The organism is Deltaproteobacteria bacterium, assembly GCA_013151235.1.
GTDB lineage: Bacteria > CG2-30-53-67 > CG2-30-53-67 > CG2-30-53-67 > CG2-30-53-67 > JAADIO01.
The window spans coordinates 1-25,724 of record JAADIO010000034.1; the positions used below are offsets into that span (position 1 = coordinate 1).

General features: G+C 56.0%; 24 protein-coding genes. 19 read left to right on the plus strand and 5 right to left on the minus strand.

What is annotated here, in order from left to right; genetic code table 11:
* The first annotated feature begins 790 nt into the window (after positions 1-790).
* The 4 genes from GXP58_06725 to GXP58_06740 all read left to right on the plus strand — a co-directional run bounded on the left by GXP58_06725 (position 791) and on the right by GXP58_06740 (position 5,262).
* A complete protein-coding gene (locus GXP58_06725) occupies positions 791-1,159 on the plus strand; it encodes a response regulator (protein NOY53301.1) in 369 nt (122 codons plus the stop codon).
* Between the two features lie 4 nt (positions 1,160-1,163).
* Positions 1,164-2,861: a HAMP domain-containing protein gene (locus GXP58_06730; GenBank protein ID NOY53302.1), complete on the plus strand. Its 1,698-nt coding sequence runs from the start codon at positions 1,164-1,166 to the stop codon at positions 2,859-2,861.
* 102 nt (positions 2,862-2,963) lie between these two features.
* Positions 2,964-4,457, plus strand: a complete 1,494-nt coding sequence (gene yidC, locus GXP58_06735) for a membrane protein insertase YidC (GenBank protein ID NOY53303.1) — start codon at positions 2,964-2,966, stop codon at positions 4,455-4,457.
* Positions 4,458-4,473: 16 nt separating this feature from the next.
* Complete coding sequence (locus GXP58_06740) at positions 4,474-5,262, plus strand: DUF3108 domain-containing protein (protein NOY53304.1); 789 nt, start codon at positions 4,474-4,476, stop codon at positions 5,260-5,262.
* A gap of 16 nt (positions 5,263-5,278) precedes the next feature.
* On the opposite strand, the gene GXP58_06745 is transcribed toward GXP58_06740, so the two are convergent.
* Together GXP58_06745 and hisH are read right to left on the minus strand one after the other, a co-directional pair.
* Positions 5,279-5,494, minus strand: a complete 216-nt coding sequence (locus tag GXP58_06745) for a hypothetical protein (protein ID NOY53305.1) — start codon at positions 5,492-5,494, stop codon at positions 5,279-5,281.
* 536 nt (positions 5,495-6,030) lie between these two features.
* Complete coding sequence (hisH, locus tag GXP58_06750; GenBank protein ID NOY53306.1) at positions 6,031-6,675, minus strand: imidazole glycerol phosphate synthase subunit HisH; 645 nt, start codon at positions 6,673-6,675, stop codon at positions 6,031-6,033.
* A gap of 193 nt (positions 6,676-6,868) precedes the next feature.
* Here hisH and GXP58_06755 point away from each other — a divergent pair, with 193 nt between their 5' ends.
* The 4 genes from GXP58_06755 (at position 6,869) to queC (ending at position 11,367) form a co-directional block, all read left to right on the plus strand.
* Positions 6,869-8,980: a response regulator gene (locus tag GXP58_06755; GenBank protein ID NOY53307.1), complete on the plus strand. Its 2,112-nt coding sequence runs from the start codon at positions 6,869-6,871 to the stop codon at positions 8,978-8,980.
* Positions 8,981-9,211: 231 nt separating this feature from the next.
* The gene (locus GXP58_06760) at positions 9,212-10,183 is read left to right on the plus strand and encodes a DUF3365 domain-containing protein (protein ID NOY53308.1); all 972 of its coding nucleotides are present in this window, start codon (positions 9,212-9,214) and stop codon (positions 10,181-10,183) included.
* 18 nt (positions 10,184-10,201) lie between these two features.
* Positions 10,202-10,597, plus strand: a complete 396-nt coding sequence (queD, locus tag GXP58_06765) for a 6-carboxytetrahydropterin synthase QueD (GenBank protein ID NOY53309.1) — start codon at positions 10,202-10,204, stop codon at positions 10,595-10,597.
* A 92-nt stretch (positions 10,598-10,689) separates the two neighbouring features.
* The gene (queC, locus tag GXP58_06770) at positions 10,690-11,367 is read left to right on the plus strand and encodes a 7-cyano-7-deazaguanine synthase QueC (protein ID NOY53310.1); all 678 of its coding nucleotides are present in this window, start codon (positions 10,690-10,692) and stop codon (positions 11,365-11,367) included.
* 7 nt (positions 11,368-11,374) lie between these two features.
* Here the strand turns inward: queC and GXP58_06775 are convergent, their stop codons facing one another.
* The gene (locus GXP58_06775; GenBank protein ID NOY53311.1) at positions 11,375-11,740 is read right to left on the minus strand and encodes a hypothetical protein; all 366 of its coding nucleotides are present in this window, start codon (positions 11,738-11,740) and stop codon (positions 11,375-11,377) included.
* Positions 11,741-12,153: 413 nt separating this feature from the next.
* On the opposite strand from GXP58_06775, the gene GXP58_06780 reads away from it, so the two are divergent.
* From GXP58_06780 to GXP58_06795, 4 genes are all read left to right on the plus strand, one after another.
* Positions 12,154-14,784: a valine--tRNA ligase gene (locus tag GXP58_06780; GenBank protein ID NOY53312.1), complete on the plus strand. Its 2,631-nt coding sequence runs from the start codon at positions 12,154-12,156 to the stop codon at positions 14,782-14,784.
* A gap of 19 nt (positions 14,785-14,803) precedes the next feature.
* On the plus strand, positions 14,804-15,646 hold the full coding sequence (gene nadC / locus GXP58_06785) for a carboxylating nicotinate-nucleotide diphosphorylase (GenBank protein ID NOY53313.1): 843 nt from the start codon (positions 14,804-14,806) through the stop codon (positions 15,644-15,646).
* A complete protein-coding gene (locus GXP58_06790) occupies positions 15,643-16,506 on the plus strand; it encodes a biotin--[acetyl-CoA-carboxylase] ligase (GenBank protein ID NOY53314.1) in 864 nt (287 codons plus the stop codon). Before nadC ends, GXP58_06790 begins: the two co-directional genes overlap by 4 nt.
* Positions 16,507-16,567: 61 nt before the next feature.
* Positions 16,568-17,338 carry a type III pantothenate kinase gene (locus tag GXP58_06795; protein NOY53315.1) on the plus strand — a complete coding sequence of 257 codons (771 nt, stop codon included), beginning with the start codon at positions 16,568-16,570 and terminating at the stop codon, positions 17,336-17,338.
* A 42-nt stretch (positions 17,339-17,380) separates the two neighbouring features.
* Here GXP58_06795 and GXP58_06800 read toward each other — a convergent pair whose 3' ends face one another.
* Positions 17,381-18,082, minus strand: coding sequence for a DUF4013 domain-containing protein (locus GXP58_06800; GenBank protein NOY53316.1), 702 nt, complete (start codon positions 18,080-18,082; stop codon positions 17,381-17,383).
* Positions 18,083-18,112: 30 nt separating this feature from the next.
* Positions 18,113-19,432, minus strand: coding sequence for a DUF1015 domain-containing protein (locus GXP58_06805; GenBank protein NOY53317.1), 1,320 nt, complete (start codon positions 19,430-19,432; stop codon positions 18,113-18,115).
* A gap of 221 nt (positions 19,433-19,653) precedes the next feature.
* Between GXP58_06805 and GXP58_06810 the strand changes: the two genes are divergently transcribed.
* From GXP58_06810 to GXP58_06840, 7 genes are all read left to right on the plus strand, one after another.
* A complete protein-coding gene (locus GXP58_06810) occupies positions 19,654-19,974 on the plus strand; it encodes a carboxymuconolactone decarboxylase family protein (GenBank protein ID NOY53318.1) in 321 nt (106 codons plus the stop codon).
* A 21-nt stretch (positions 19,975-19,995) separates the two neighbouring features.
* Complete coding sequence (locus GXP58_06815) at positions 19,996-21,396, plus strand: HD domain-containing protein (GenBank protein NOY53319.1); 1,401 nt, start codon at positions 19,996-19,998, stop codon at positions 21,394-21,396.
* Positions 21,397-21,516: 120 nt separating this feature from the next.
* On the plus strand, positions 21,517-21,972 hold the full coding sequence (locus GXP58_06820; GenBank protein NOY53320.1) for a phosphatidylglycerophosphatase A: 456 nt from the start codon (positions 21,517-21,519) through the stop codon (positions 21,970-21,972).
* Positions 21,969-22,445 carry a CinA family protein gene (locus GXP58_06825; GenBank protein NOY53321.1) on the plus strand — a complete coding sequence of 159 codons (477 nt, stop codon included), beginning with the start codon at positions 21,969-21,971 and terminating at the stop codon, positions 22,443-22,445. Before GXP58_06820 ends, GXP58_06825 begins: the two co-directional genes overlap by 4 nt.
* 39 nt (positions 22,446-22,484) lie before the next feature.
* Entirely contained in the window at positions 22,485-23,060 is a 576-nt protein-coding gene (gene thpR, locus GXP58_06830; protein NOY53322.1) for an RNA 2',3'-cyclic phosphodiesterase, read from the plus strand.
* 75 nt (positions 23,061-23,135) lie between these two features.
* Complete coding sequence (gene recA, locus GXP58_06835; GenBank protein ID NOY53323.1) at positions 23,136-24,167, plus strand: recombinase RecA; 1,032 nt, start codon at positions 23,136-23,138, stop codon at positions 24,165-24,167.
* Between the two features lie 250 nt (positions 24,168-24,417).
* A complete protein-coding gene (locus GXP58_06840) occupies positions 24,418-25,593 on the plus strand; it encodes a type IV pilus twitching motility protein PilT (GenBank protein ID NOY53324.1) in 1,176 nt (391 codons plus the stop codon).
* Positions 25,594-25,724: the final 131 nt, after the last annotated feature.

Genomic DNA, 25,724 nt, shown 5'->3' on the forward strand with positions numbered 1-25,724 from the left:
CCCGCCAGGATGGAGAAAATCTTTCCGGAATAGTCCGGCGAAGGGGTCCGATTGTTCCGGGATAAATTTCCTGAACTCTTCCGGGTCCATCGGGTCGTCATGATCCGGAGACCTCCAGGCTGGTAAGTTCAGCCCGGATGATTCGCAGATAATGGCGTTAATCACTTCCCGGCATGAAATCTTGAGGATGGATGGTACCATCCGGACCGGGATGAAATCGTTTCTTTTGGAGTGATGTTCTTTCATCATGGCATCCCCTACATGCCCCCTGAAAAATATGGGGAAGGTCGCCCAGGGTCGCCGCCTTTTCGGTCCGTCGACCTATCCCCGAACTCGAATCTCCGTACTTATCCCGTACTTGTTTTTGCCAAAAGCCAACAATACAAGACAACTTCAGTATACATAAATTTTAAATGAAATCAAGGACTTTATTGTTGACTTGTATCGTGGAGATTTGTATATTTTGCATAATCTCGCTTTGAGGGGGCAGTGAGGGAAACCTCGTACGAGTTCGAGTCTCGTCTTCGGCACCATTTAAAACCTGGGGTGCAGGTCTTTCGGCCTGTTACGGAATCCGGCCCGCCTTCATTTAATGCTTCTCTGCAAGAGCGGCTATCCGTCTGTCAAAATTCCTTGTTACCATTGCACTTTTACGGCAATGCCTTTCGGTTGAACTTTCTCCCGACTTTCTGCTATGATGGAAAAAGGATATTGGGTGATGTTGCGTCCATGATATTTCCGGGCATGATCTCTATGGGCGTTGTACTGCTTCCGGAGGGTTGTCTGTTCTATGGCTGTCAAAAAGATTCTCGTGGTCGAGGACAACGCGACGAACCGCAAACTTTTTACGACCATTCTTCAGATTGAGCACTATGAGGTCTTTGAGGCGGAAGATGCCGTCCGGGGGCTGGAACTGGCACGGCAATATCGCCCGGACCTGATTCTGATGGATATTCAGCTTCCCGGGATGGACGGACTCACGGCCACCCGGAAGCTCAAAGAGGACCTTGGCCTGAAAGATATTCCCGTACTGGCTTTGACGGCCTTTGCCATGGCCGGAGATCATCAAAAGGCGATCGATGCCGGTTGTAACGGCTATATCAGTAAACCGATCAAGGTGGAGAGCTTTCTGGAACAGATTGTCCCCTTCCTTCAGTGAACAGATGACGGTAAAACTCAGACTCACGCTACTGAAAAAATTAAATCTCCTGACGATCTTTCTGATTGTGGTGACGATCTCGGTAATGGCGGCCTTTGTGATTCATGATGAAATCAAGGATCATATCGAGGAATCCCTTGATCATGGCCGTGTCATCGCGAGTCTTCTTGCGGAGAAGGTTGCCCTCGGGTTATCCGGGAAAAACCGGGAGGTATTGGATCGGGTTTTGGATCACTTTATTTACGACTCCTCGATTGCCTATGTCTATATTCTGGACCGGTCGGAACGGGTGATCAGTTACAAAACCCGGGGAGGCGATGCCGTTCTCTTCTCGAAGATACGGTACCGCCCCGTGCCGTCCGCTCCCGATTTGCGTTACGGAGAATTCATCCGTTCCGACGACGGGAAGAAATATCTCGATCTTTTTATCCCTGTGGTTCGCAGCCGGGATAAAGTGACTGGTTCGGCCCGTGGAAATACACCGGAGATGCGGAAGGTCGACACGATTGGGTTCATCCACCTCGGTTTTTCCGAGGAGCGATCCCGCCTTCAGATCCGGTCCTTCCTGACCTCCACGATTCTCGTTACCCTTTTATTGATGGTTTTGGGGTCTCTCCTGACTTTGCTGCTGACCCGGCGGATGACGCGTCCTATTCAGGACCTGATTGCCGGGGCCCGGAGGATCGGAGAAGGGGATCTGGATCAGGACCTCCGTATCGATTCCCATGACGAGATCGCAGCTCTTGCCCGGGAGTTCAACCGGATGGTGAACCGGCTGAGACACTCCCGGGACCGGATCAATGAGTATCAGAACAACCTGGAAAGGCTTGTGGAGACGCGGACCTGCGACTTGCAGAAGGCAACAACCCGGGCTCGGGAGATGGCCCATGAGGCCCAGGCGGCAAACCGTGCCAAGAGCTCCTTTCTTGCGAACATGAGCCATGAACTGCGTACTCCTCTGAACGCGATCATCGGTTTTGCCGAACTTCTTGAGGGGAGATACTTCGGTGAATTGAACGAAAAGCAGGCGGAACATCTTCACCAAATCCTGGAAAGCGGCCGGCATCTCCTCTCTCTCGTAGAGGACATTCTGAATCTTTCCATGATTGAGGTCGGGCAGGTTTCCTTCTCGCCGTCCAGAGTGAATATGCGCCGGCTTCTGGAAGAGAGCCTTATGCTGATACGGGAGAAGGCAATCCGTCACAACATCCGCCTGGTCGCCCGTATTGATGAAGTTCCGGAATGGATGATGTCCGATGAACGGAAGGTGAAGCAGATCGTTTTTAACCTTCTTTCCAATGCCGCAAAGTTTACTCCTGAAGGAGGGGAGATCCGGATTGAGGCCGAACGGATTGAAACTGCGGGACTTTCCGAAAGGGTTCCGCCTCTTTTCCGGGAAGAAGTGCGGATGGTGCTTGATCCCGGCCACCGTTCCTATTTGCTGGTTTCCGTTTCCGATACCGGTATCGGTATTGACCGGGCGGCATGGAAGGGGATCTTCCTTCCCTTCGCCCAGCAAGACGAGACCGTTATTAAACGTTTCGGCGGTACGGGCCTGGGGCTTTCCGTCTGCCGTGAGTTGATCCATCTTCATTCCGGGGCAATCTGGGTGGAGAGCGAGCCGGGAAAAGGGAGTGTCTTTACCTTTGTTCTGCCGTTGCTTCAAAAAGGAAACGGTGTTACGATGACGGCGTCGTCCTGAAAAGAGAAAAGTCCTTACCATGAAGGTCATGAAGAAAAATCAAATTCAAAGAGAAACCAAAAACAATTAACCACGGGGAATGCGGGGAAGATCTGAAAAACGATGTCGAACCGAACGATTCTCCTTCTGGTGATCATTGCAGCAGCGGCATGGTTTCTGTACGAACCGGTCATGGACCGGTATTTTACTGATACCTCACTACGGGTTTCCGAACCCCTTTCCCCCTTTTCCGGTGATCAGCCCTCATCGCACCTTGAGACGAAGCGACTCGATGTCACTCTGGCCTCTTACGGGGGAAGAATTCTTTCCGTACGTCTGAAGAAATTTGTCGGCAGTGATGGAAAGCCGGTGGAATTGATCTCCGGCCTTCTGAAGAGCCGGGGGGGGATCCGGATAGAGATCCCCGGGGAAGAGGGGCTTGACGATGGTCTCTACCATTTTTCCCGGGATGGACATGGGGTCGTTTTTTTTCGGCAAGCTCCTTCCGGTCTGGAGGTGCGAAAATCCTATTCCCCCCTTGGGAATTCGGCACTGGCCTTCCGTTTGCAATTAGTCAATCGGTCCGGGAAACGTATTTCTCTTCCCGGGGGCTACCGGATTATCCCTTTCTACGGGATTGGACTGGACGGAGAGAATGGGAGGAAGTATCTCAAGGTCGTCTGGAAAGAGGAAGGGGGGGATGAGGTCTACCGTGAAAAGGCTGCGAAGGTTAAAGAGCCGGTCCGGACGGAGAAAGCGGTTGCCTGGATGGGGTTGCAGAATCGTTATTTTGCCCAGGTCATTGTTCCCCTCAACCGGAAGTTGCCGGCATCTCTGCTCCCTTTAGGGGATCGGCAGGTTTATGCCGTTTTGCAGGCACCCTCCGTGATTCTGGACCCGGGCCGGTCCGTGGAGACGACCTTTCTTTTCTATTTCGGTCCCCTGTCGGAAAAGAACTTAAAGGGGTATTATCCGGGTCTGGAGGCGATCGTTGATTACGGGACCTTTGATTTTCTCGGCCGGGCGGTGGTCGTGCTCCTGCACTGGATCCATGGTTATACCGCCAATTACGGGGTCTGCCTGATCCTCCTAGCTTTTGTGCTCCGGGTTCTTCTCTTTCCCGTGACGCAGTATAACCTCCGTTCTCTCCGGGAAATGCCGAGGATCCTTGACTCAATCTACAGTATCGAGGAGGAGGAGAAAGATCCGGACCGTGCGGCGGAGTTAACCCGTCCTCTGCGGAAGAAGCAGATCCGGGCCATGGCCGGAAGCTTCCTTCCCCTCGCGATTCAGATTCCCCTTTTTCTGGCCCTCTACGAGGCGCTGAACCGGTCGATTGATCTTCGGAGGGCGGGGTTCATCTTTTGGGTGAAAGACCTCTCCGTCCGGGACCCTTATTTTTTGCTGCCCCTCCTGATGGGGCTTGCCATGATTCTTCAGCAGCGCCTCACGTCGGCCAATCCGGGAGAAGATCACACCTGGCTCTATATGCCCCTTGGTTTTGCTCTCCTTTTTTCTTTTTTTCCGGCCGGGTTGGTTCTCTTCTGGCTGGTCGATTCCCTTTTCTCCGTGGTCCAGCTTGCCTGGATTTCTACCAGCAAACGTGTCATGAGGTGAGGGAAAGGAGTTTCCCGTGAAATTTTTTCGGGTTCTACTGATCGGGGCGATCTTTGTTACGTTCTCTGCTTCCGGTACTCCGGCGATCCGGAGAGGGGGTTTGCCCGGTTCCGCCGTTTCCGTGCCTTTCAAGAAGGGGGAGGAATTGCATTATGTGATCCGCTGGGGGTTCATCCCGGCCGGGAAGGGGACCCTGACGATCTCAAAAAAAGCGGGAAAAGACGGGATTTATCACATCATCACCACGGTTCGGAGTAATGCCTTTGTGGATACCTTCTATAAAGTTCGGAACAGGATTGAGTCTTTTTTCGATCTGAAAAACGATTCCTCCCTGCGGTACCGGAAGGTACAACGGGAGGGGCGGCACCATCGGGATGTCGATCTGATTTTCGACCATGAAAAAAATGAAGCGACGTTGATCAAAAACGGCGAGGTGCAAAAAACGATCCAGGTGCCGCATAGGATTCAAGATCCGCTTTCTGCGATCTACGATCTCCGGATGGTCAAAGACCTGGAGACGGAACCGGTGCTGAATGTGACGGACGGCAAGAAGAACTATCGTGTCCGGGTTCTTAACCTCGGGCGGGAACGAATCAAAACCCCACTCGGCTATTTTAATACGATCAAAGTGGAGCCGGTTGTGGAAGATATGGAGCTGATCTTCGACAAGAAGAAAAAAGGAAAGCTACTGATTTGGCTGACTGATGATGGGAAGAAGGTTCCCGTGAAGATGAAGAGTGAGCTGACCTTCGGCTCGATTCAGGTCCTTCTCACGAAAGCGAACGTCCGTCTCGATGTGAAGTGAGTCTTTTCCGTTCTCCTCAACGAGAGTGGTTTTCGACAGTCGATGTCGCCTGCTTTTCTTCCCAGACCCGCTCTCCTGCCAGGGTACGTTCAATAAGATCCTGCTTCCGCTCGGAATCCTGCAGAGAGGTCAGCATGCTCAGGAATTTTACCTGGTCTTCGAAACCGAGCGTCGAAGAGAGGCTGAAAACCTTCATGATCTCAGGTGTCATCTTGCCGGGTGCGTAGTGCATAACCAGAACCTGTGAATGAGCTGTGGACAAGTTGTGAGTGATATGAGTGTGAATATTATCTTTCCCGGTGGAGAAAGTCAAGAAAAACAAACCCCGGGACTTTACCAAAACTTGGAGAAAACCGGGGAATCGATGTAAAGCAGGATCCTGTAAAAACCCCAAATAAAGTCGAAAGCAAAAGTGATTAATAACCACACGCGGCGCAAGCGCCTGCGCCGCGCGCGGGGAACACCTGTCTGTGTGCAACGCACAGGCAGGCGGGGAGGCACGGGGATAGACCAGGGGACAAAGTATCAAAGGCACACAGGCACAGAGTTTAAGATCAAAATCAACTGCAAAATCTGTTCGACAGGATGAACAGGATCGACAGGAGACGAAAACACAACTCCCCCGAAGGGAGAGCGTACCTCCTGTCACGCAGCCGAGCATCGCAGAAAGAGAGGGGGAAAGGGCGAGATCGTGTGGTTTCGACTGAGCTCACCATGCTCGGAAATCCAAAGATATAGACCGTTCAGGGGCGATCATGCGACGCATGTTTACGTATACGATCTTTCCGCAAGTTCGCCGAACCGCTGCAGGATGGAAAGCCCGGTCGTCTGGCTCTTTTCCGGATGGAACTGTACGGCAAAAATATTTTCTTTCCAGATCATGGAGGTGAAGTCGATGCCGTAACGGGTTGTTGTGGCAATGACGGAAGGATCATCGGGGACGACATAGTAGGAATGAACGAAATAGAGGAAGTCCTCTTCGGCGACATCGTGCAGAATCGGTGGTGAGAGGTTTTTGTGGATGGTATTCCACCCCATGTGGGGAATCTTCAGCTTTTCTCCGTCGGACTCGTTTGAAACATCGAACCGGAATCGCCGCACCTTCCCCGGGATTAAGTCGAGCCCCCGGTGGGTACCGAATTCTTCACTCTCCGTAAACAGGATATGAAGGCCGAGGCAGATTCCGAGATAGGGTTTTCCCGCCTGGATATGTTGCACGATGGCTTTCGTGAGTTGCCTCTTCTCCAGGTTTGCCATGCAGTCCCGGAAGGCCCCCACGCCGGGAAGGACGAGGGACGAGGCATTCCGGATGGCTTCCGCATCCCGGACTACGCGGGCGGAGAATCCTGCCTTTTCGAACCCTTTTTCCACACTTCGCAGGTTCCCCATACCGTAATCGACGATTGTAATCATTTCCGCCTCTTCTCGGAACATGTGTAAGCCAATATCATACAGGGCGCCATTGTAGTGTTTTCAGGGAAAGGTGTCAATGAAGTTTCTGTTCCCTGACCCGGCAACTTGACAGGAATTTGAATGGGATGTAATTTTGAAAAATCCTGCACACGTTTCGTTGCGGTTTATCGGCAAAGAGAAAAAGGAGTCCCCCGTGAATCCGTTGATGGAAATTCCGGGTGATCGTTATAAAATCGAAGAGCTGGAGACCCTGGTTAAAAAATATCAGCGGACAGAGGAGAAACTGCGTCGGAATCATGAAGCACAGACAGTGATTAATTCCCTTCTCAATCTTTCTCTGGAAGAAATCCCTTTTCATGATCTTCTGCAACGCTGTCTCGGTCTGCTCCTCTCCATTCCCTGGCTCTCCTTCGAATCCCGCGGGGCCATATTCCTGGTGGAAGAAAATCCGGAAGTCCTCGTCCTGAAGGTGTCCAGCGGGATGGAAGGTCCGGCCCGGGAGTTTTGCGGTGAAGTCCCCTTCGGTCAGTGTCTTTGCGGGAAAGCGGCGCTGACGGCGGAGATCCTGCACATTGCCGCCGAGGATGCCTGCCATCAGCGCCATCTTGAAGGTTTGCTCCCCCACGGGCATTACTGCGTCCCCATCCAGGATGCCGACCGCGTATTGGGGATGATCAATCTCTTTGTCGATGCTGAACATCAGCGGGACCCGGAGGAAGAAACGTTTCTGACCACCATTGCCCGGACTCTGGCCGGCATCGTGGTTCGTCGCAGGACGGAGGAAGCGCTGCGAAAGAGTGAACGGAAGCTGCGGAACATTACCTCGAATCTGGGCGAAGGAATCTTTGTTCTTGACCCCTTTGGTCGTCTGGTTTTTGTGAATCCCGAGACGGAGCGCCTTCTCGGATCGTCTGAAGAAGAGCTGCTCTTTCATGATATTGATGAGCTGGTTTTTGTCGGTGGGGGGAATGACGAGGATGTGAAGGAGGTTTCTCCTTTTCGTCAGGTCCTGCTGTCCGGCGTGAAATGCTCCTCCGAGGATGCCCTTTTCCAGTGCAAGAACGGCTCGTTGCTGTCCGTGGCCTATGTGTCGACCCCTTTTATGGAGGGGGGGAAGGTGACCGGGTCGATCACGGCCTTTCGGGACATTTCAGAGAGGAAACGGCTGGAAAAAGAGCTGCTGAAATCTCAGAAGGATGAATCCCTGGGGGTTCTGGCCGGGGGGGTGGCTCATGATTTCAATAACCTTCTGACTGCGATCTGGGGGAACATCAATCTTGCCAAGATTTATGTCGATCCCGAAGATGAGATCGTCTGTGAACGATTGACCAGTGCCGAAGAGGCCCTTTGCCGGGCCAGGGATCTGGCACAGCAGCTCCTGATCTTTGCCCGGGGAAGTCGTCCGCTCCGGAAACTGGTTCCTTTGGCACGCTTTGTTTACGGTGCGGTCTCCTTTGCCCTGAGCGGGTCCAATGTGCGGCCGTCCTTCCACTTCGACGAAGATCTGAAGTCTTTCGAGATCGACGAAGGTCTGATGAATCAGGTGATTCACAACCTTGTGGTGAACGCACAGGATGCCATGCCGGAAGGAGGGGAGATCGGGGTTTATTGTGAAAACAGTGAGGTCCATGTCAGTGATAACCTTCCCCTGCAGGATGGGGAGTATGTGAAGATTTCCATTCGGGATCAGGGGACAGGGATTGATCGGGAGGATCTTCCCCGGATCTTTGAACCCTTCTTTACCACGAAACCGGAAGGGAACGGTCTCGGTTTGGCTGCGTCCGATGCCATTGTCCGGAAGCATGACGGTTGCATCACCGTTGACTCCGTTGCCGGTGCGGGAGCCACCTTTACTATCTGTCTTCCGGCCTCTTCCCGTGCTGTGGTGTATCCGGGAGGCGAGAGCGAGGTGCCTTTCCGGGGGCGGGGGAAAGTCCTGGTCATGGACGATGAGGAGATGATCCGGGCCGTGGCGGGTCAGATGCTGACCCGGGTCGGTTATGCGGTGGAGTTTGCCGCCAACGGTGAAGAGGCCGTTGAATGCTTCGAAGAGGCCCGTATCTCGGGGTTCCCCTTCAATGCGGTGATCCTTGATCTGACCATCCCCGGTGGGATGGGCGGGATCAAGACGGTAGAGCGGCTCCGGGAGATTGATCCCGAGGTGATTGCTATCGTTTCCAGCGGGTATTCCGACGATCCCGTTCTTGCCGATTATGAAAAATATGGATTTCAGGGTGCCCTGCCGAAACCGTACAAGATCTTTGAGTTGAGCGAAGTGTTGCACGGGGTCATTCCAGCGGAATGATCTGCCTCCTTTTGTCCTGTTTGTCCTTTGCTCCATTGGTCAGGATCGAATCAGCCATGTCTGTTTGTATAAAAATGGAATGTTCCGTGGAAAGGTGATTTTTCCGAAAACCTGAAACGGGCGGAGAAAAATCCAGAGGGAAGAGAGAGCCATGGAAAACCGCTGTTTCAATTTGCTTGCAATCAATCGGATGAAATATTAAAATGCCGCCTTTCTACGTATGGAGTGAGCTTGAAACTTCGAACCCGGGAACGTGCCCGGAAATACCTGGTGGGCATCAGTCTCTTCTTCCTTTCCGTAACGATTGTCTCCCTCGTCATTGATCTGCGGAGTATCCGTACGCAGTATGAAAAACTTGCTCTGGTGGAAAGCCGTGCAATTTTTCAGACGATTGTCGCCATGCGAAACTGGAATTTTAAGCATGACGGGGTTTATGTACTCGTCTCGAAGACCCTGAAACCGAATCCCTATTTGAAAGATCCCCGCCGGGATTTAGTCACTACGGAGGGTTTGAAGCTGACGAAAGTGAATGCCGCCTATATGACAAGGCTTCTCTCCGATCAAATGCGGCGAAACAACAATGTCCATATTCACATCACCAGTTTGAAACTTCTGAACCCGGGGAATCGGGCCGACCTGTGGGAACGGGATGCCCTGGCACGGTTTGAGTCCGGGAGCCGGGATGAGCATGAGATCGTCCGCACGGGGAAGGGGCCGATCTTCCGTTATATGGCGCCGCTGATGGTTGAGCGGAGCTGCCTAGCCTGCCATGGGGACCAGGGGTACCGGGTGGGCGATGTGCGCGGAGGAATCAGTGTCACTTTTTCCTATACCCCGTTCGGTCGGGCGATGAGGGGGGCCTTCCGGAGAATTACGCTGGTCCATGTTCTTTTTCTCTTTCTGGGATTGGGAATCATCTTCCTGCTCGGCCGGAAGATCATCCGCCGGATCGAAGAGTTGCAGGACACAATGGACCGGATTAAGAAGCTGGAAGGTTTGCTTCCCATCTGTTCCGGGTGCAAGAAGATCCGCTTGGCGGAGTCCGAGGAGATGGACCGGAAGTCTTGGGTTCCCATTGAAGAATATATCGGGCAACGGACGGATGCCGAGTTTTCCCACGGTCTCTGTCCGGACTGTCTGAAAAAACTCTATCCCGACTACCGTCCGGAAGGGGAGGCGGGAGGGCCTGTCCGGAGCGAATAACGGTTAAGGAGAATATCCGTGTATGAACTGACGGTGAAAAGCCGTTTTGCAGCGGCCCATCAATTACGGAATTACAAGGGAAAATGTGAAAATCTCCATGGGCACAACTGGAAGATCGAGATTACCCTGCAAACGGACCGGCTGGATGAGGTCGGGTTGGGGATCGATTTCGGGGAGATTCGTTCGATGCTCAATGAGATTCTGGAGGAACTCGATCATTGTTGCCTGAATGATCTCCCGGCCTTCCGTGAGGAAAATCCCTCATCCGAGTTGATCGCCCGCTGGATCTTCAACGAGGCCGCACGGCGTATGGAAAAGGATCACATCCTTGTGTCCCGGGTCACGGCCTGGGAGTCGGACGATGCCTGCGCCACCTACTTCGCCGGTGATATCACAACTCCTCCCCGTTCGTGATAATCCGGACCCGGTCCGGACCTGTACGGCGCTTTACAGGCGGCGGACGGTCCGGGAGGTATGAAAACGTGAAAGGAAACGCACCCTCACAGATTCTTCTCCTTTCCGGCGGACTCGATTCGGTGGTAAACTGTGCCATCGCGATGCGGGAAGCGCCGGTTCTGCTTGCATTGACCTTTGATTACGGCCAGCATGCACTGCAACGGGAGATCGACGCGGCAAAGGCGGTATGCGACCATTATTCCATACGGCACCGGGTGATTCCGCTTCCCTGGCTCAAGGAGATTACCTGCTCGGACCTCGTGCGTGACGGGGCCCGGCCGCCCGAGTTGCGAAAAGAGGATCTTGACGATCCGGTGAAGACGAAGGATTCGGCCCGGGCCGTCTGGGTGCCGAACCGGAACGGGATCATGATCGAGATCGCCGCCGCCTTTGCCGAGGTGATGGGGGCCGGGCGGATCATTGTCGGGTTCAACCGGGAGGAGGCTTCGACTTTCCCCGATAACTCGGAGACCTATCTTGCAGCCGTCAACCGGTCCCTTGCATATTCCGCGGGCGCACCGATGGAGGTGGTCAGCTACACCGTTGGTATGGATAAAAAGGAGATTGTCCGCGCCGGGCTGCAACATCAGGTCCCCCTGGGAAAGATCTGGAGCTGCTACCGGGGGGAAGAGAAGATGTGCGGTTCCTGCGAGTCCTGCGGGAGGTTAAAAAGGGCCATTTCCGGGACGGAGGCGGAGAAGATTCTGAGAGGTTTTTTGCCAGGATGAGGCCGCCTCAGGGGCAGGAGACCTTGATCAGCTTGAGAAAGGTCTTATCGAAATCGTTGATCTCCGGGGAGAGCTGCAGGGGATCGATCCCGGCATCTTCTCCCGGTCTTTCCAGGGAGTCGAAGTCATCGAAGCTTGACCCGCTGTAGAGCAAGTGTTCTCTATAAACGAGTTCCGACGGGTCGAACTCCGGAGTACCGAATTCTTCGGTTTCGTCGATGCGGGTAAAGGAGGCCATGAGGATATCGACATGGTATCCTTCTTCCTCGATCCGGCTCAGTGTATCCTGAATCCTTTCGTTATCGGAATAGGCCTGATGAATGGCCTGGATGAGTTGTTCCGCAAGTCGTTTCAGCCGTTTCTCATGATCCATAAAATGCCCCCTTCAATAATTTACGACTTCACATATCTGATCTTTATACCTTTGTCAAGCTTTTTTCTTATCTTTTTTGACACTCATCGACGATTTTGATTTCTTGACAGCCAAATAACGTGCAGGTATAGTACCGTCACGATCGGGTGAGACCTGATGGTGTCGTAAAAAGTCGTTTTTCGGATTCCGTTCATGGTTCGACAAGCTTCCGAGAATGGTGAGCTCGCCGAACCACACGAACAGAATATTAATGACTTACACCGTTCACCCTGAGCACGCCTGTCCTGAGCCGGCCGAAGGGTCGAACGGACTTTTTACGACTTCATCAGACCTGGATCGTTAAAAAAACGACGGATAGGCAAGAAAATCAGGAAAAGGAAGAAACTGTGCCAGAAGATTCGAACCACCAGGAGATAAACCCCCTGGAGAAGGTCTACGATCCTGCCGGGACGGAGGAGAAATGGTATGCCCGCTGGACGGAGAAGGGGTATTTCAGGGGGGGGCTTGATAACGGCAGGCCCTATTATTCGATCGTGATCCCGCCCCCCAACGTGACCGGTTCCCTCCACATGGGGCATGCCCTGAACAACACCCTGCAGGATATCCTGGTCCGCTGGAAACGGATGGACGGGGTCAACACCCTCTGGATGCCCGGCACCGACCATGCCGGGATCGCCACGCAGAACGTGGTGGAACGGGACCTCGCATCGGAAGGACGGAACCGTCACGAACTGGGCCGTGACAAGTTCATCGAGCGGGTCTGGAAGTGGCGGAAGGAGTACGGCGGGGTCATCATAAACCAGCTCAAACGCCTCGGCTCCTCCTGCGACTGGAGCCGGGAGCGGTTCACCATGGACGAGGGGCTCTCCCGGGCGGTGCGGGAGGTCTTCGTCCGGCTCTACGAAGAAGGGCTGATCTACCGGGACAACTACATCACCAACTGGTGTCCCCGCTGCCATACGGCCCTCTCCGATGTCGAGGTCGAGCATGAGGATACCGACGGGCACCTCTACCACATCCGTTACCCCCTGAAGGGGCGCGAGGGGTTCCTGACCGTCGCGACGACCCGGCCCGAGACCATGCTCGGGGACACGGCCGTGGCCGTCCATCCGGAAGACGGGCGTTACCTGGCCCTTCATGGCGAAAAGGCCGTCCTGCCGATCCTGGAACGGGAGATCCCGGTGATCGCCGACACCTACGTGGACCGGGAATTCGGGACGGGGGTCGTGAAGATCACCCCGGCCCACGATCCGAACGATTTCGAGGTCGGCCTTCGTCACGATCTCCCGCAGATCAGCGTGATGGACCGGGATGCCCGGATGAACGGGGCGGCCGGGAAATATGCCGGGATGGACCGTTACGAGTGCCGCCGGGCGCTCCTTGACGATCTCGAGAAAGCCGGGCTTGTCGAGAAGATCGAGCCGCACGGCCATGCCGTGGGTCACTGTTACCGCTGCAAGACCGTCGTCGAGCCTATACTTTCGCTCCAGTGGTTCGTCCGGATGAAGGAACTCGCGGCGCCGGCCATTGCCGCCGTGGAGGAGGGGAGGATCCGCTTCATCCCGAAGGGGTGGGAGAACACCTATTTCGAATGGATGCGCAACATCCGGGACTGGTGCATCTCCCGGCAGATCTGGTGGGGGCACCGGATCCCGGCCTGGATCTGTGACGATTGCGGCGGGATCACCGTGGACCGTACCGACCCGGACCTCTGTGCCCATTGCCGAAGCCCGAACATCAAGCAGGAAACGGACGTCCTCGATACATGGTTCTCTTCGGCGCTGTGGCCCTTCTCCACCCTCGGCTGGCCCGACGATACGCCGGAATTGCGGAATTACTACCCGACCTCTGTCCTGATCACCGGTTTCGATATCATCTTCTTCTGGGTTGCCCGGATGATCATGATGGGGCTCAGGTTCATGGGGGAGGTCCCCTTCCGGGATGTCTACATCCACGCACTCGTGCGGGACGCCCAGGGGCAGAAGATGTCGAAGTCGAAGGGGAACGTCATAGATCCGCTCATCATGATCGACAAGTTCGGTACCGACGCCTTCCGTTTCACCCTGACCGCCTTTGCCGCCCAGGGAAGGGACGTCCGCCTCTCCGAGGAGCGGATCCAGGGATACCGGAATTTCACCAACAAGATCTGGAATGCCTCCCGTTTCGCCCTCATGAACCTGGCCGGTTACGATCCGGAGTGCGAAAGGGGAGCGCCCGAACCGGCCGACCGGTGGATCCAAAGCCGCCTGAACCGCGCCGTTGCCGGGGTCCGGGAGGCGCTTGATGCCTATAAATTCAACGAAGCGGCCTCCATACTCTACCGGTTTTTCTGGCACGAGTTCTGCGACTGGTACATTGAACTGGTCAAGGACCGCCTCTACGGGGACGATCCGGATGCCCGGCGGACGGCGCAGTGCTGCCTCGTCGAGACCCTGCACGAGAGTCTGCGGCTACTCCATCCTTTCATGCCCTTCATCACCGAGGAGATCTACCAGCACCTTCCCGTTCACGGTGAGAGCATCATGGTCGACGCCTATCCCGTTTCCGACCCGTCCCGGGATGATTCCGGGGCGGAAGAGGAGATGGAACTCGTCATGGAGGCGGTCACGCTGATCCGGAATGTCCGGGGGGAGATGAACATCGCGCCCGGCAAACCCCTCGACCCGCTGATCCGGGTCCGGGATGAAGAGACCGTCGGGATCCTGCTTCGTCACGAGCGGTCGATCCTCTCCCTGGGCCGGTGTGCAACGGTGCGTGTCGGAACCGGCGTGACCCGTCCCCCCTCGTCGGCCACGGCCGTCGGGGACAGGATGGAGGTCTTCGTCCCCCTCGAAGGGGTCATTGACCTCGAGGCGGAGAGGGCGCGCCTGATGAAGAACCTGGCCAAAGTCGAAAAGGATCTTGCCGCCGTCAACCGGAAGCTTGCCAACGAATCCTTTACCGGCAAGGCGCCGGCCGCGGTGGTGGAGAAGGAACGGGCCAGGCGGGAAGAGCTCATGACCAAGGAACGGAAGATAAATGCCGGTCTGTCCGCCCTCGAATAGACCATCAGGGACCTTCAGCATGCCGGATCATTCCCACCATGCACATGAAGAGATCGTCCGCCGGGCCATCGCCGAAGACCTTGGCGCAGGCGATATCACGACCGATCCGATCGTCCCGCCCGGCCGGAGTGCCGCGGCCGAGATGATCGCAAAAGAAGATTTCGTCCTGGCCGGGATCAATGTCGCCCGGGAGGTCTTCCGGCAGATCGACCCCGCCCTGCGCTTTGAGCCCCTCTTTGATGACGGAAGTTTCATTACCCCCGGGAGCGCCGTTGCCGTGATCAACGGATCCGCCGCCCCGATCCTCAGGGGGGAGCGGGTGGCGCTGAACTTCCTGCAGCATCTCTCCGGCGTGGCCACGGTCACCGCCGCCTTCGTCCGCAGGGTGGAAGGGCTTGCCGTTTCGATCCTGGAGACCCGGAAGACCCTCCCCGGCCTGCGGGCGCTGGAGAAGTACGCCGTCCGGGTGGGAGGCGGAACGAACCACCGGATGGGGCTTTACGACGCCGTGCTTATAAAGGACAATCATATCGCCGTCGCAGGCGGGATTTCCGCCGCCGTGGAGAGTGTCAGGAAGGCGCATCCGGATCTTGCTCCCGTGGAAGTGGAGGTGACCGATCTTGAAGAGGTGCGGGAGGCCCTGGACGCCGGGGCCGATATCATTCTCCTGGACAACATGGATCCCGGCACCCTCCGGGCGGCGGTGAACATGGTCCGCGGACGGGCACTGACCGAGGCTTCGGGCAATATCACCCTCGAAAACGTCCGGGCCGTGGCGGAGACCGGCGTCGACCGGATCTCCGTGGGGGCGCTGACCCATTCGGTGCGGGCCGTCGATATCTCGCTGAAGATCTCCTTATGAATGAAACGGCAGGCGGCATCATGTTCCCGGCCGGCGGATTCCGGGCAGGTCTGAAGACGAAGATCGTCGGAGGACGGGTCCTCGCATTCGATACCATCGGCTCCACCAATGATCACCTCCTCGCGCTGGCGCGGGAAGGCGCGCCGGAGGGGATCGTCGTTATCGCGGAGACCCAGACGGAAGGGCGGGGACGTTTCGGACGCGGCTGGTCATCCCCGCCGGGGTGCAACCTCTATTTCTCGGTTCTTCTCCGGCCTTCACTTTCCCCGGCGTCCCTGCCTCAGATCACGCTGGTTGCGGCCGTGTCGCTCTGCGAGACCCTGCGGGAGACGACGGATCTCGATGTGCGGGTCAAGTGGCCCAACGATCTTGTGATCGGCGAAAAGAAGATCTGCGGAATCCTGACGGAGATGACGACCCGGGGGAAAGCGGCCGGGGCGGCGGTCCTCGGTGTCGGGCTGAACGTCAATATGGAAGACGCGCTGATCCCTGAGGGATTACGGGGGATTGCGACCTCGCTCTGTTGCGAAGCCGGGCGGCGCTTCGACCGTTCGGCGCTGTTGCGGAGGCTTCTCGTGTCTCTCGACGGGGATTACCGCCTCTTTCTCCGGGAGGGGTTCGAACCCTTCCGGGACCGTTTTGCGGAACATTCCTCTATCCTGGGAAAAGAAGTGCGTGTTGAAGCCGCCGGACGGCGGATGGAGGGGAAGGCGGCCGGGATCGACCGGGAAGGGATGTTGCTGGTGGCAACAGAGGGAGGGGAAAGCATCCGGGTGGCATCCGGGGAGATTTCCCTATTGCCGGTCCGTCTCGCCGGGAAAGCGGACCGGGGGTCCCTGCCGTCCGCAGGGGATGGATAATGCAACTGCCGGTGATCCTGATTCATGATTTCGTATATGCTTTGTATTTTCCGGAGGTCTGATGATGCTTCTTGCCCTCGATGTCGGAAACACCCATACGGTTCTCGGCCTTTTCGAGGGGGCCGGCCTTCGGAAGCGATGGCGGATCCGGACGGCAAGAGGCGGTACGGCCGATGAGTACGGCGTGGTGATCCGGGATCTCCTGCGGTATGAAATGAAGGGGTCTCTTTCGAGCATGGTTGTCGCCAGTGTCGTCCCTTCTCTCGATTCCGTTCTCCGGGAGATGGCCCGGGTCTGTTTCGATCTCGATCCGGTCTTTGTCACAGCGGAAAATATCCCCGGTATTCCGGTTCTTTACCGGGAGCCGAAGGATGTCGGCGCCGACCGTGTGGTGAACGCCCTGGCGGCCCTGGCGGAGGAGAAGCCGCCTCTCATTATCGTCGATTTCGGGACGGCGATCACCTTCGATGTGATCAATGAAAAGGGGGAGTATGTGGGCGGATCCATCCTGCCGGGAATCGGGATCTCCCTTGCCGCCCTCTACCGCGAGGCGGCCCGTCTTTCCCCCGTCGATCTTGTCCCTCCCGAAGGTCCGGTCGGCCGGAGTACCGAGGAGTCGATCCGGTCGGGCGTCCTCTTCGGTTATGCAAGCCTGGTCGAGGGGATGGTGGAACGGATCTCGAAGGAGATGAAAGAGGCCCCGACGGTCATCGCCACCGGCGGCTTTGCCCCCCTCATGGCCAGGGTGACGGAAGGGATCGGCCGGGTCGATACCGACCTGACCCTGAAGGGGCTCAGGCTTGCCTGGGATCGGATTAAAGAGACTTCATGACTCATTTACACCTTGCTCGTTACTCACCACCTTGCTCGTTCATCATGGTGCATCTTGAGTTTCGAGTGTCTCCGGTTCCGCGCTCTCCCTCTCCTCATACGCACTCCGGCAGACCTCGCCGAAGAGTGCCGTCAGAACCAGGCTGATGTAGAACCCTGCGGCGGCGGCGAGGAGCGGGCCGAGGTAGGGGATGATTCCCCGAATGACGGCGAAGAGGATGATCGCCACGATCGACAGAAGGGTGATCTTGAAGTAGTCGTCTCCCACGTTCATGATCCGGTCCCAGATCTCCCGGATGTAGAAGGCGGAAGAGATCTTCTCATGGCGGGAATACTGGGCGATTCCCATGGGGATAAAAAAGAAGGCGGCCACAAAGAGAAAGGCCGTGACGGCGAAGAAGGCCATGGCCACGATTTTGGCCAGGACCCCTCCCGCCAGGACCGATCCGGAAATTTCATAGCAGAATTGGGGGAGGATGAGGTACCCGGCAACGATCAGAAAGATGATCAGCCCGTTCAGGAAAAGTCCCTTCCAGTCCTCCCATTCGGGCAGTCGATCGCCGTCTTTCCGGTGAAAGGTGTCGGAGAAGCGCCGGTAGAGATATCCCGTGGCAAAGAAGGTGAGAGGCAGGAGGTACCATTTCTGCAGGGCCAGGCTGGAGAACGTTCCGATTCCCACCTTGACAATCCAGCCGGCGTCTTCTTTCGGACGGTTCAACTCCTTGGAGAGATCGATCATCGTCATCCTCCCTTTTTTGATCGTTCCGTGATCCGTCTAATCGTCCAGACTGTTCAGGACCAGTCCCGTCAGCAGCTTGGGGTAGAAATAGGTCGATTTCTGCGGCATCTTTTCCCCCCGCAGAGAAACCTCGCGCAACTGGTTAACCCGGGTCCCGTTCAGGAGAAAGGCCAGTTGAGCATCCCCGTCATTTACGGTATGCAGTGCGTCCTCGATCTCTTTGACGTAACGGACATGGGATTGGGCTTTCAGTTCCTTTTCCCCGATGCCGAGCAGGCGGTCAAGGAGGATCGTGTGGAGGATGGTGACATCCAGTTCCTGCAGGACGGAGGATAGCTTCCCGCCGAAGAGAGGACGGATTCCGTCCATGTTTTTCAGAACGAGCAGAAAGAGATCATCACTCTCCCCGGTGTAAAGGCCGAAGGCATGACGTTCTTTGCCCACGGCGTTCAGCTCCCGGAGAAACTTTTTCTTTTCCAGGTAGGAGTAGGGGCGTACATCGAAGTGGGCGGCGACTTGCTCCAGATACGAGGGGAGATTGAAGTTTATGAGATGGTCGACGAGCCGATGTGTCGGATAGATGGTCAGTCCTCCCTCCTCCATGTTGGAAAAGTACATCATGACGTAGTCGAACCCTTGTCTTCCATCGGTCTTCCCCGTGATTTTCCGCATCATGTTCCTGAAATTGAGGGCGGTCTCGTAACGGTGATGGCCGTCGGCGATGAAGAGGGGAAGGTCGGCCAGGACCCGCCGGATTTTGTCGATCTCTTCTTTTGAATCGACGGTCCAGACCCGGTGGCGGACGCCGTCTCCATCGGTCACATCGATACAGGGGCTCTTCCGGGCCGAACCGTCTAAGATTTCTATGGCTTCCATGCCGGGGTTGGAATAGAGGGAGAAGATGGGGGAAAAGTTGGCGTGTGTGGCCTCCATCAGTTGCAGCCGGTCGGCCTTCGGACCGGAGAGGGTGTTTTCATGAGGCAGGACGACGCCTGAATCGAGGTCTTCAAGAAGCACACGGGAAAGAAATCCCTTCAGGATTTTTTGCTTTCCTTCAGCCGTTTTGTAATCCATGAAGTAACTGTACAGGACGGGTTTTTCTTCCCGGAGAAGCACCCCCTCTTCGAACCATTTCCGGAGATCTGCTGCCGAACGTGTATAACGGTTATCCTGCTCCGTATCGGCGGAAGTTGTGCGCCCGAGCTCCAGGCGGATTACGTTACAGGGGTGTTTTGCATAAAGTTCTTCCTGCTCCTTTCCGGAGATGATGTCGTAGGGAGGGGCCATGACCCGGTTCGGATCCCCCACTTTGTCAGGGTTGTAACGGAGGCCCCGAAAGGGTTCAATCACTGCCATCTTCTGCTCCTGTCCTTTTGATAAAAACAATATACTACATAAAAATGCCGGGATTTCAAAATCTTTTTTCCGTTTGACATCCCTTGCCGGTGTGATACATTCGAATTCACACTTAACAGATAGGGTCGGAGCTACAGTGTACATTCCGGAATGAACAAACTTAATGTTGTGTGCGGAATGTACAAATGTGTATGACCCCGAAAAGAAGGAAGGAGTCTCGGATGTCTCATATACCCGCACCTTACAAACGTTTTCAGCAGGATTATCCCGAGGTCAACCGTGCCTACTCCGACTTTGCCCGGGCCTGCCATGAGGCGGGGCCCCTTGATGAAAGGTCACGCCGTCTCGTCAAGTTGGGCATCGCCGTGGGACTTTGTTCCGACGGCGCCGTAAAGTCCCATGCCCGCAGGGCACTCTCCATCGGTATTTCTGCTGATGAAATCCGTCATGCCGTTCTTCTGGGGATGTCCACCACCGGTTTTCCCCGGAGTATTGCCGCCCTGGAGTGGGTGGAAGAGGTCATCTCGGCGCAACAGGGGTAATCCGGGAGAACGGTTCCAGCCATGCCTGAACAAGCTGAAAAGACCTTGAGGAATGGCATCAGGGACGACGCATTGATCCGCGTGGTCTCTGAAACGGCTGTCAAAGAACACATCTCTATCTTTATTGTGGGCGGATGGATTCGTGATTGTCTTCTGGGGCGGCATTCGGACGATTATGACTTTATCGTTGGTGGGGATGCCCACTCTCTGGCAGAGGCTGTGGCCCGCCGTGTTGGGGGAACCTCCTTTTCCATGGGGCAGGAAGCGCCCTACACCTACCGTGTTGTGGTGGACGGGAAGACCCTGGATTTCGTTTCACAGGGGATCCCGGAGCTGACGGCGGAACTTGCCCGGCGGGATTTTACCGTCAATACCCTGACCTGGTCCTGTGGGGATGAGCGACTGTTTGATCCCTTCAACGGGCTTTCGGATCTTCTCGCTAAAATCATCCGGATGGTATCTCCGGATGTCTTTCATGCCGATCCCCTCCGGATGCTCCGGGCCGTCCGTTTGGCCGCGGTCCTGAAAGGTTTCCGGATTGATGCGGAGACGGAAAAGGAGATCCGGCGCCATCCCGACGCACTGGCCGGTTCCGCTGTCGAACGGATCCGGGAGGAGATCGACCGGATCCTCCTTTCGGGCCGGGCCGCGGACGGGCTCGAAAAGCTTCGCTCCCTCGGGCTGCTCTTTGTCGTCTTCCCGGAGCTGAAGCCCCTTTCCGGCCTGGCCCAGGGGCCGTATCATCATCTTGATGCGCTGGAACATACCTTTAAGGTTGTGGCATCCGTTGACGGACTTGCGGGGCTCTGCGGCACATTCTCTTTCCCTTTTGAACTGGGCCGGGAGGATCGACGGGTTCTCGCCTGGTCAACCCTCTTGCATGACCTGGGAAAAAAAGTCTCTTCTACGATCGATGCATCCGGCGTCCCCCATTTTTACGGTCATGAAAAAACCGGCGCCGAGATCGTCGGGGCGGTGACGACCCGTTTTTCCTTTCCGAAGAGAAGGGCGGAGAGGATACGTCGTCTGGTCCGTTATCATGTGCGGGGGCTGGGACTCGTAAAGGATGGATTTACCGACCGGGCACTGCGTCGGATCATCGCCCGTCTGGAAGAAGATCTCCCTCTTCATGTTCTTCTCTCCCTTGCCGACCGGCGGGCTGCGCGGGGCCGCAATTTCGGGAAAATGGAGCAGCGGACCGTTGCCCTCGGACAGGCCCTCCTTGATCTTTATGCGGCGAAAGGAGAGGAGGTCTGTTCCCCGCCGGTTCTGGTTACCGGCGATGACGTGATGAACTTGCTTGGGGTCTCTCCCGGTCCTGCCATTGGTGCGATCCTTTCGAAAATCCGTGCCCTGCAGGTTGACGGGGAGATCGGAACCCGGGAGGAGGCCCTGGCGTTTCTCCGGAATCATCTTCTCTGAACAGAAGCGTCCCGGTTGATCCGGTACGGAAAGACTCCGCCGCTTCAATCTTAATCCATTCTTTTAAGGTTGACACTCCGGGGCGCCGATGATAGGATTTCTCAACTTTCGGGGGTGGGGTTGGAACGGCTGATTCTCTTTTTCGCATCCGGTTTTTACAGCGGTTATGCCCCCGTTGCCTCGGGGACCTTCGGGACCCTGGTCGGAATTGCTCTCTATCTACTTCTAAGCCGATTTTCTCTTATCTTATACAGCATTCTGACCGTTGCCGTCTCTGCCGCCGGAATCGGTCTGGCTTCAAAGGCGGAAACAATCCTCGGGGAGAAGGACAGCGGGATCATCGTGATCGATGAGATTGCGGGATTCTTGATTACCATGTGGGGATTGCCGCCGACATGGCGGATGGTGGCGGCCGGTTTTCTCTTCTTCCGTTTTTTCGATGTGCTGAAACCCTTTCCTGTACGCTGGATCGACCGGAATATTCCGGGCGGGTGGGGAGTGATGTTCGATGATCTTCTGGCCGGGGTCTATGCGAACCTGACCCTCCGCCTGGCCCTGCTGGTGTTGAACCGATGAAGGATCTTGTGGAAGAAGTCGGCAGGCTCCTGTTGGAAAGGGGGAAAACGATCGCTCTGGCCGAGTCCTGTACGGGGGGGCTCATCATCTCCCTGCTTGTGGATTTTCCGGGGATCTCCGCCGTTCTGGAACGGGGCGTGGTGACCTACAGCAATCGATCGAAGACGGACCTGCTCGGCGTACCCGCTGAACTGATCGAACGGCAGGGTGCCGTTAGCCGTGAGACGGCCCGTGCCATGGCCGTGGGGATCCGGGATCGTGCCGGTACGGATGTCGGCCTGGCCGTGACGGGAATTGCCGGACCTTCCGGCGGGACGCCGGAGAAACCGGTGGGGACGGTTTTTATTGCAATTGCTGAAGCGGGCGGGGCGGAAGTAGTGCCCTGCCGTTTTTCGGGGGACCGGAGATCCATCCGGGAACAGAGTGCGGCAAAGGCGCTGACGGTTCTTCTGGATGTTCTCCGGACGGGATGAACCGTTCCGTCTTTCCCGTGGAAGGGAGGTGTCGTCGGTCTGAAAAGACTCCGGGCCTTTATCGCCATCGAGATCTCCGGTCCGGTCAAGGAGTCGCTTCAGCGGATCCAGGACTCCTTCCGGCGACTCGGGGATCGGGTCGGATGGGTCAAACCTGCGGGGATGCACCTGACCCTGAAGTTCTTGGGAGAGATCGAAGAGACGATGATTCCCCCGATCAGCGAGGCGATCTCCCGTACTTGTGCGGGGCGGGAGCCTTTCATGCTTCATCTCGCCGGAGTCGGCGTCTTCCCGGGGGCGAAGTGTCCTCGTATCCTTTGGGCGGGTGTTGCACAGGGAGAAGAGCAGCTTCGGAGTATCTTCTCCAGACTTGATCCCCTGTTGGAACGGATCGGCTTTCCGCAGGAAAAACGAGTTTTTCATCCCCATGTTACCCTCGGGCGGATCAAGGCTCTTCATGATCGGCGGCGCTTTGTTGCACATGCGGCAGAGAACAGGGAGGTCGATGTGGGGAGCATGATGGTGGAAGCGGTCCATCTTACTGAAAGCCGGCTACGTTCCGAAGGGGCTGAATATCGAATTCGTTTTACATCGTCCCTGAAAATATTGCGATAAAGCATTCCCGGATCCGGAAGGTTTACGGGATCTTAATTTGACCGGCCGGGTGTCGGCAGGAAAGGAGTTCTTCGAATGGCAGGGAACAATAATGACCGGGCTCACGCCCTGGATCTTGCAGTGACACAGATCGAAAAACAGTTCGGCAAGGGAGCGATCATGCGGCTCGGTTCGGCGGGAGCGGTTGTCGATGTCCCTTCGATCTCTTCGGGCTGCCTCTCTCTGGATTGTGCACTCGGAACCTGGGGATACCCCCGGGGCCGGATCGTGGAGATCTACGGACCGGAATCATCCGGAAAAACGACCTTGACCCTCCATGCCATTGCCGAGGCACAGAAAGCCGGGGGGGTCGCCGCCTTTGTCGATGCCGAACATGCCCTCGATGTATCCTATGCGAAGCGGTTGGGGGTGAATACCGACGATCTCCTCGTTTCCCAGCCCGATACGGGGGAGCAGGCCCTGGAGATCACCGATGTGCTGGTCCGGAGCGGCGCCGTCGATATTGTGGTGGTAGACTCTGTGGCGGCTCTTGTGCCGAGGGCGGAGATCGAGGGGGAGATGGGAGACCAGCAGGTGGGACTCCAGGCGCGGCTGATGTCCAAGGCCCTCCGCAAACTGACGGGGACCGTCTCCCGTTCGAAGACGACCCTTGTCTTTATCAACCAGATCCGGATGAAGATCGGTGTCATGTTCGGAAATCCGGAGACCACGAGCGGAGGCAATGCTCTCAAGTTCTATGCTTCTCTCCGTCTCGATATCCGACGGATCGGCCAGATCAAGGATGGGGATCAGGTCAACGGGAACCGTACCCGGGTCAAGGTGGTGAAAAACAAGGTTGCACCTCCCTTCCGGAAGGCCGAGTTCGATATCATGTTCAACGAGGGGATCTCCCGGGAAGGGGACCTGATCGACCTCGGGGTGACCCACGAGATCATCAAGAAGAGCGGAGCCTGGTATTCCTATGGGGAGACACGGATCGGGCAGGGGCGTGAGAATGTGCGGACCTTTTTGAAGGAAAATCCTGATATCCAGAGCGAAATCAAAACTCAGGTGGAGGAAAAATTGGGGAAGGTGACCCTCCCGAAGGAGGCTTCCGCAAAGGCTTGATTCATTGACAGTTCCGAACTCTCCATGTTACGATTTAAAGGTACGGAAAAGTAACGACTCAGGTCACCTCTCTTTATTCCGCATGACTGCGTTGTTGCGGTGCTCAAATCCTCAACGTATAAAAAATACGCCTCCGGTTTTGCGCTCCTCACGCCTTGTCCTGCGGAAAAATAGAAGCAACCTGAGCCGTTACATGGGAAAGGGGAATCCTGACCTCTCGATTGATCCCAGATCATGGAAGGCAGAGCCTATGAATCTGAACGAACTGTTGAAAACAGCCATAGAACGGAAGGCTTCCGATGTCCATATCAAGGTGGGAAGTCCTCCCGTGCTTCGGATCGACGGGTCGCTCACCCCTATGATTGAGCAAAAGAGGCTGACCTCCGAAGACACCCTCGCCACAGCCTTCGCCATGATGAACAATTATCAGAAGCAGAAGTTCAAGGCGAACAGCGAGGTGGATATGGCCTACAGCGTGCCGGGGATGGGCCGTTTCCGTGTGAATATCTTCCAGCAGCGAAATACCGTCGCCATCGTTCTTCGGGTTATTCCCCACAAGATTTTGAAGATCACAGAACTGAATCTTCCGCCCGTGATCGAAAATATGGCCCTGGAGCAGAGAGGTCTTGTCCTGGTGACGGGGACCACAGGAAGCGGGAAAACGACCACTCTGGCCTCGATGATCGATCATATCAATACCCACCGGACGGCGCATGTCATGACGATCGAGGACCCGATCGAATATCTTCACCGGGACAACAAGAGCCTGGTGAACCAGCGGGAGATCGGCAATGATGTGAAGGCCTTCGACAGTGCGCTCCGTTCCTCCCTCCGCCAGGACCCCGATGTGATTCTCGTCGGGGAGATGAGGGACTACGAGACGATTTCGACGGCCCTCATGGCGGCGGAAACAGGACATTTCGTCATGAGTACCCTCCATACCGTCGATGCAACGGAGACGGTGAACCGGATTATCTCCGTCTTTCCGCCCTATCAGCAGAAGCAGATGCGGATTCAGCTTGCGGCCGTGATCAAAGGGATCATTTCTCAGCGGCTGGTTGTCCGGGCTGACGGCAAGGGACGGATTCCGGCAACGGAGGTCATGGTCGCGACGAATCTGATCCGGGAGTATATCATCGACAAGGAGAAGACCAAACTGATTCACGATGCGATTGCCGCCGGTAAGAGCCAGTACGGGATGCAGACCTTCGACCAGTCGTTGATGGAACTCTACCATCGCGGCCTGATCTCCTACGAAGAGGCCTTGAAGCGAAGTTCCAATCCGGATGACTTTGCCCTCAAGGCTCGGGGGATTCAGTCGACGAGCGATCTTGCCTGGGAAGAGCAGGGACAAGCGGGCGGGGTGCAAAAAGAAGAATCGCCCGCCTCCGATGATGAATTCAAGATTGATCGTTTTTTTAATTAATCATAATCTTAATCCATACGCATTCTCCGGATCGACCCCCATTTCTTGCGCCCCACGATTCTATTGACAAGATTGCCCAAAGTCTTTATTCTTTAAGCGGATTCAGTGATGAATGGAACAAATAAAGGGGC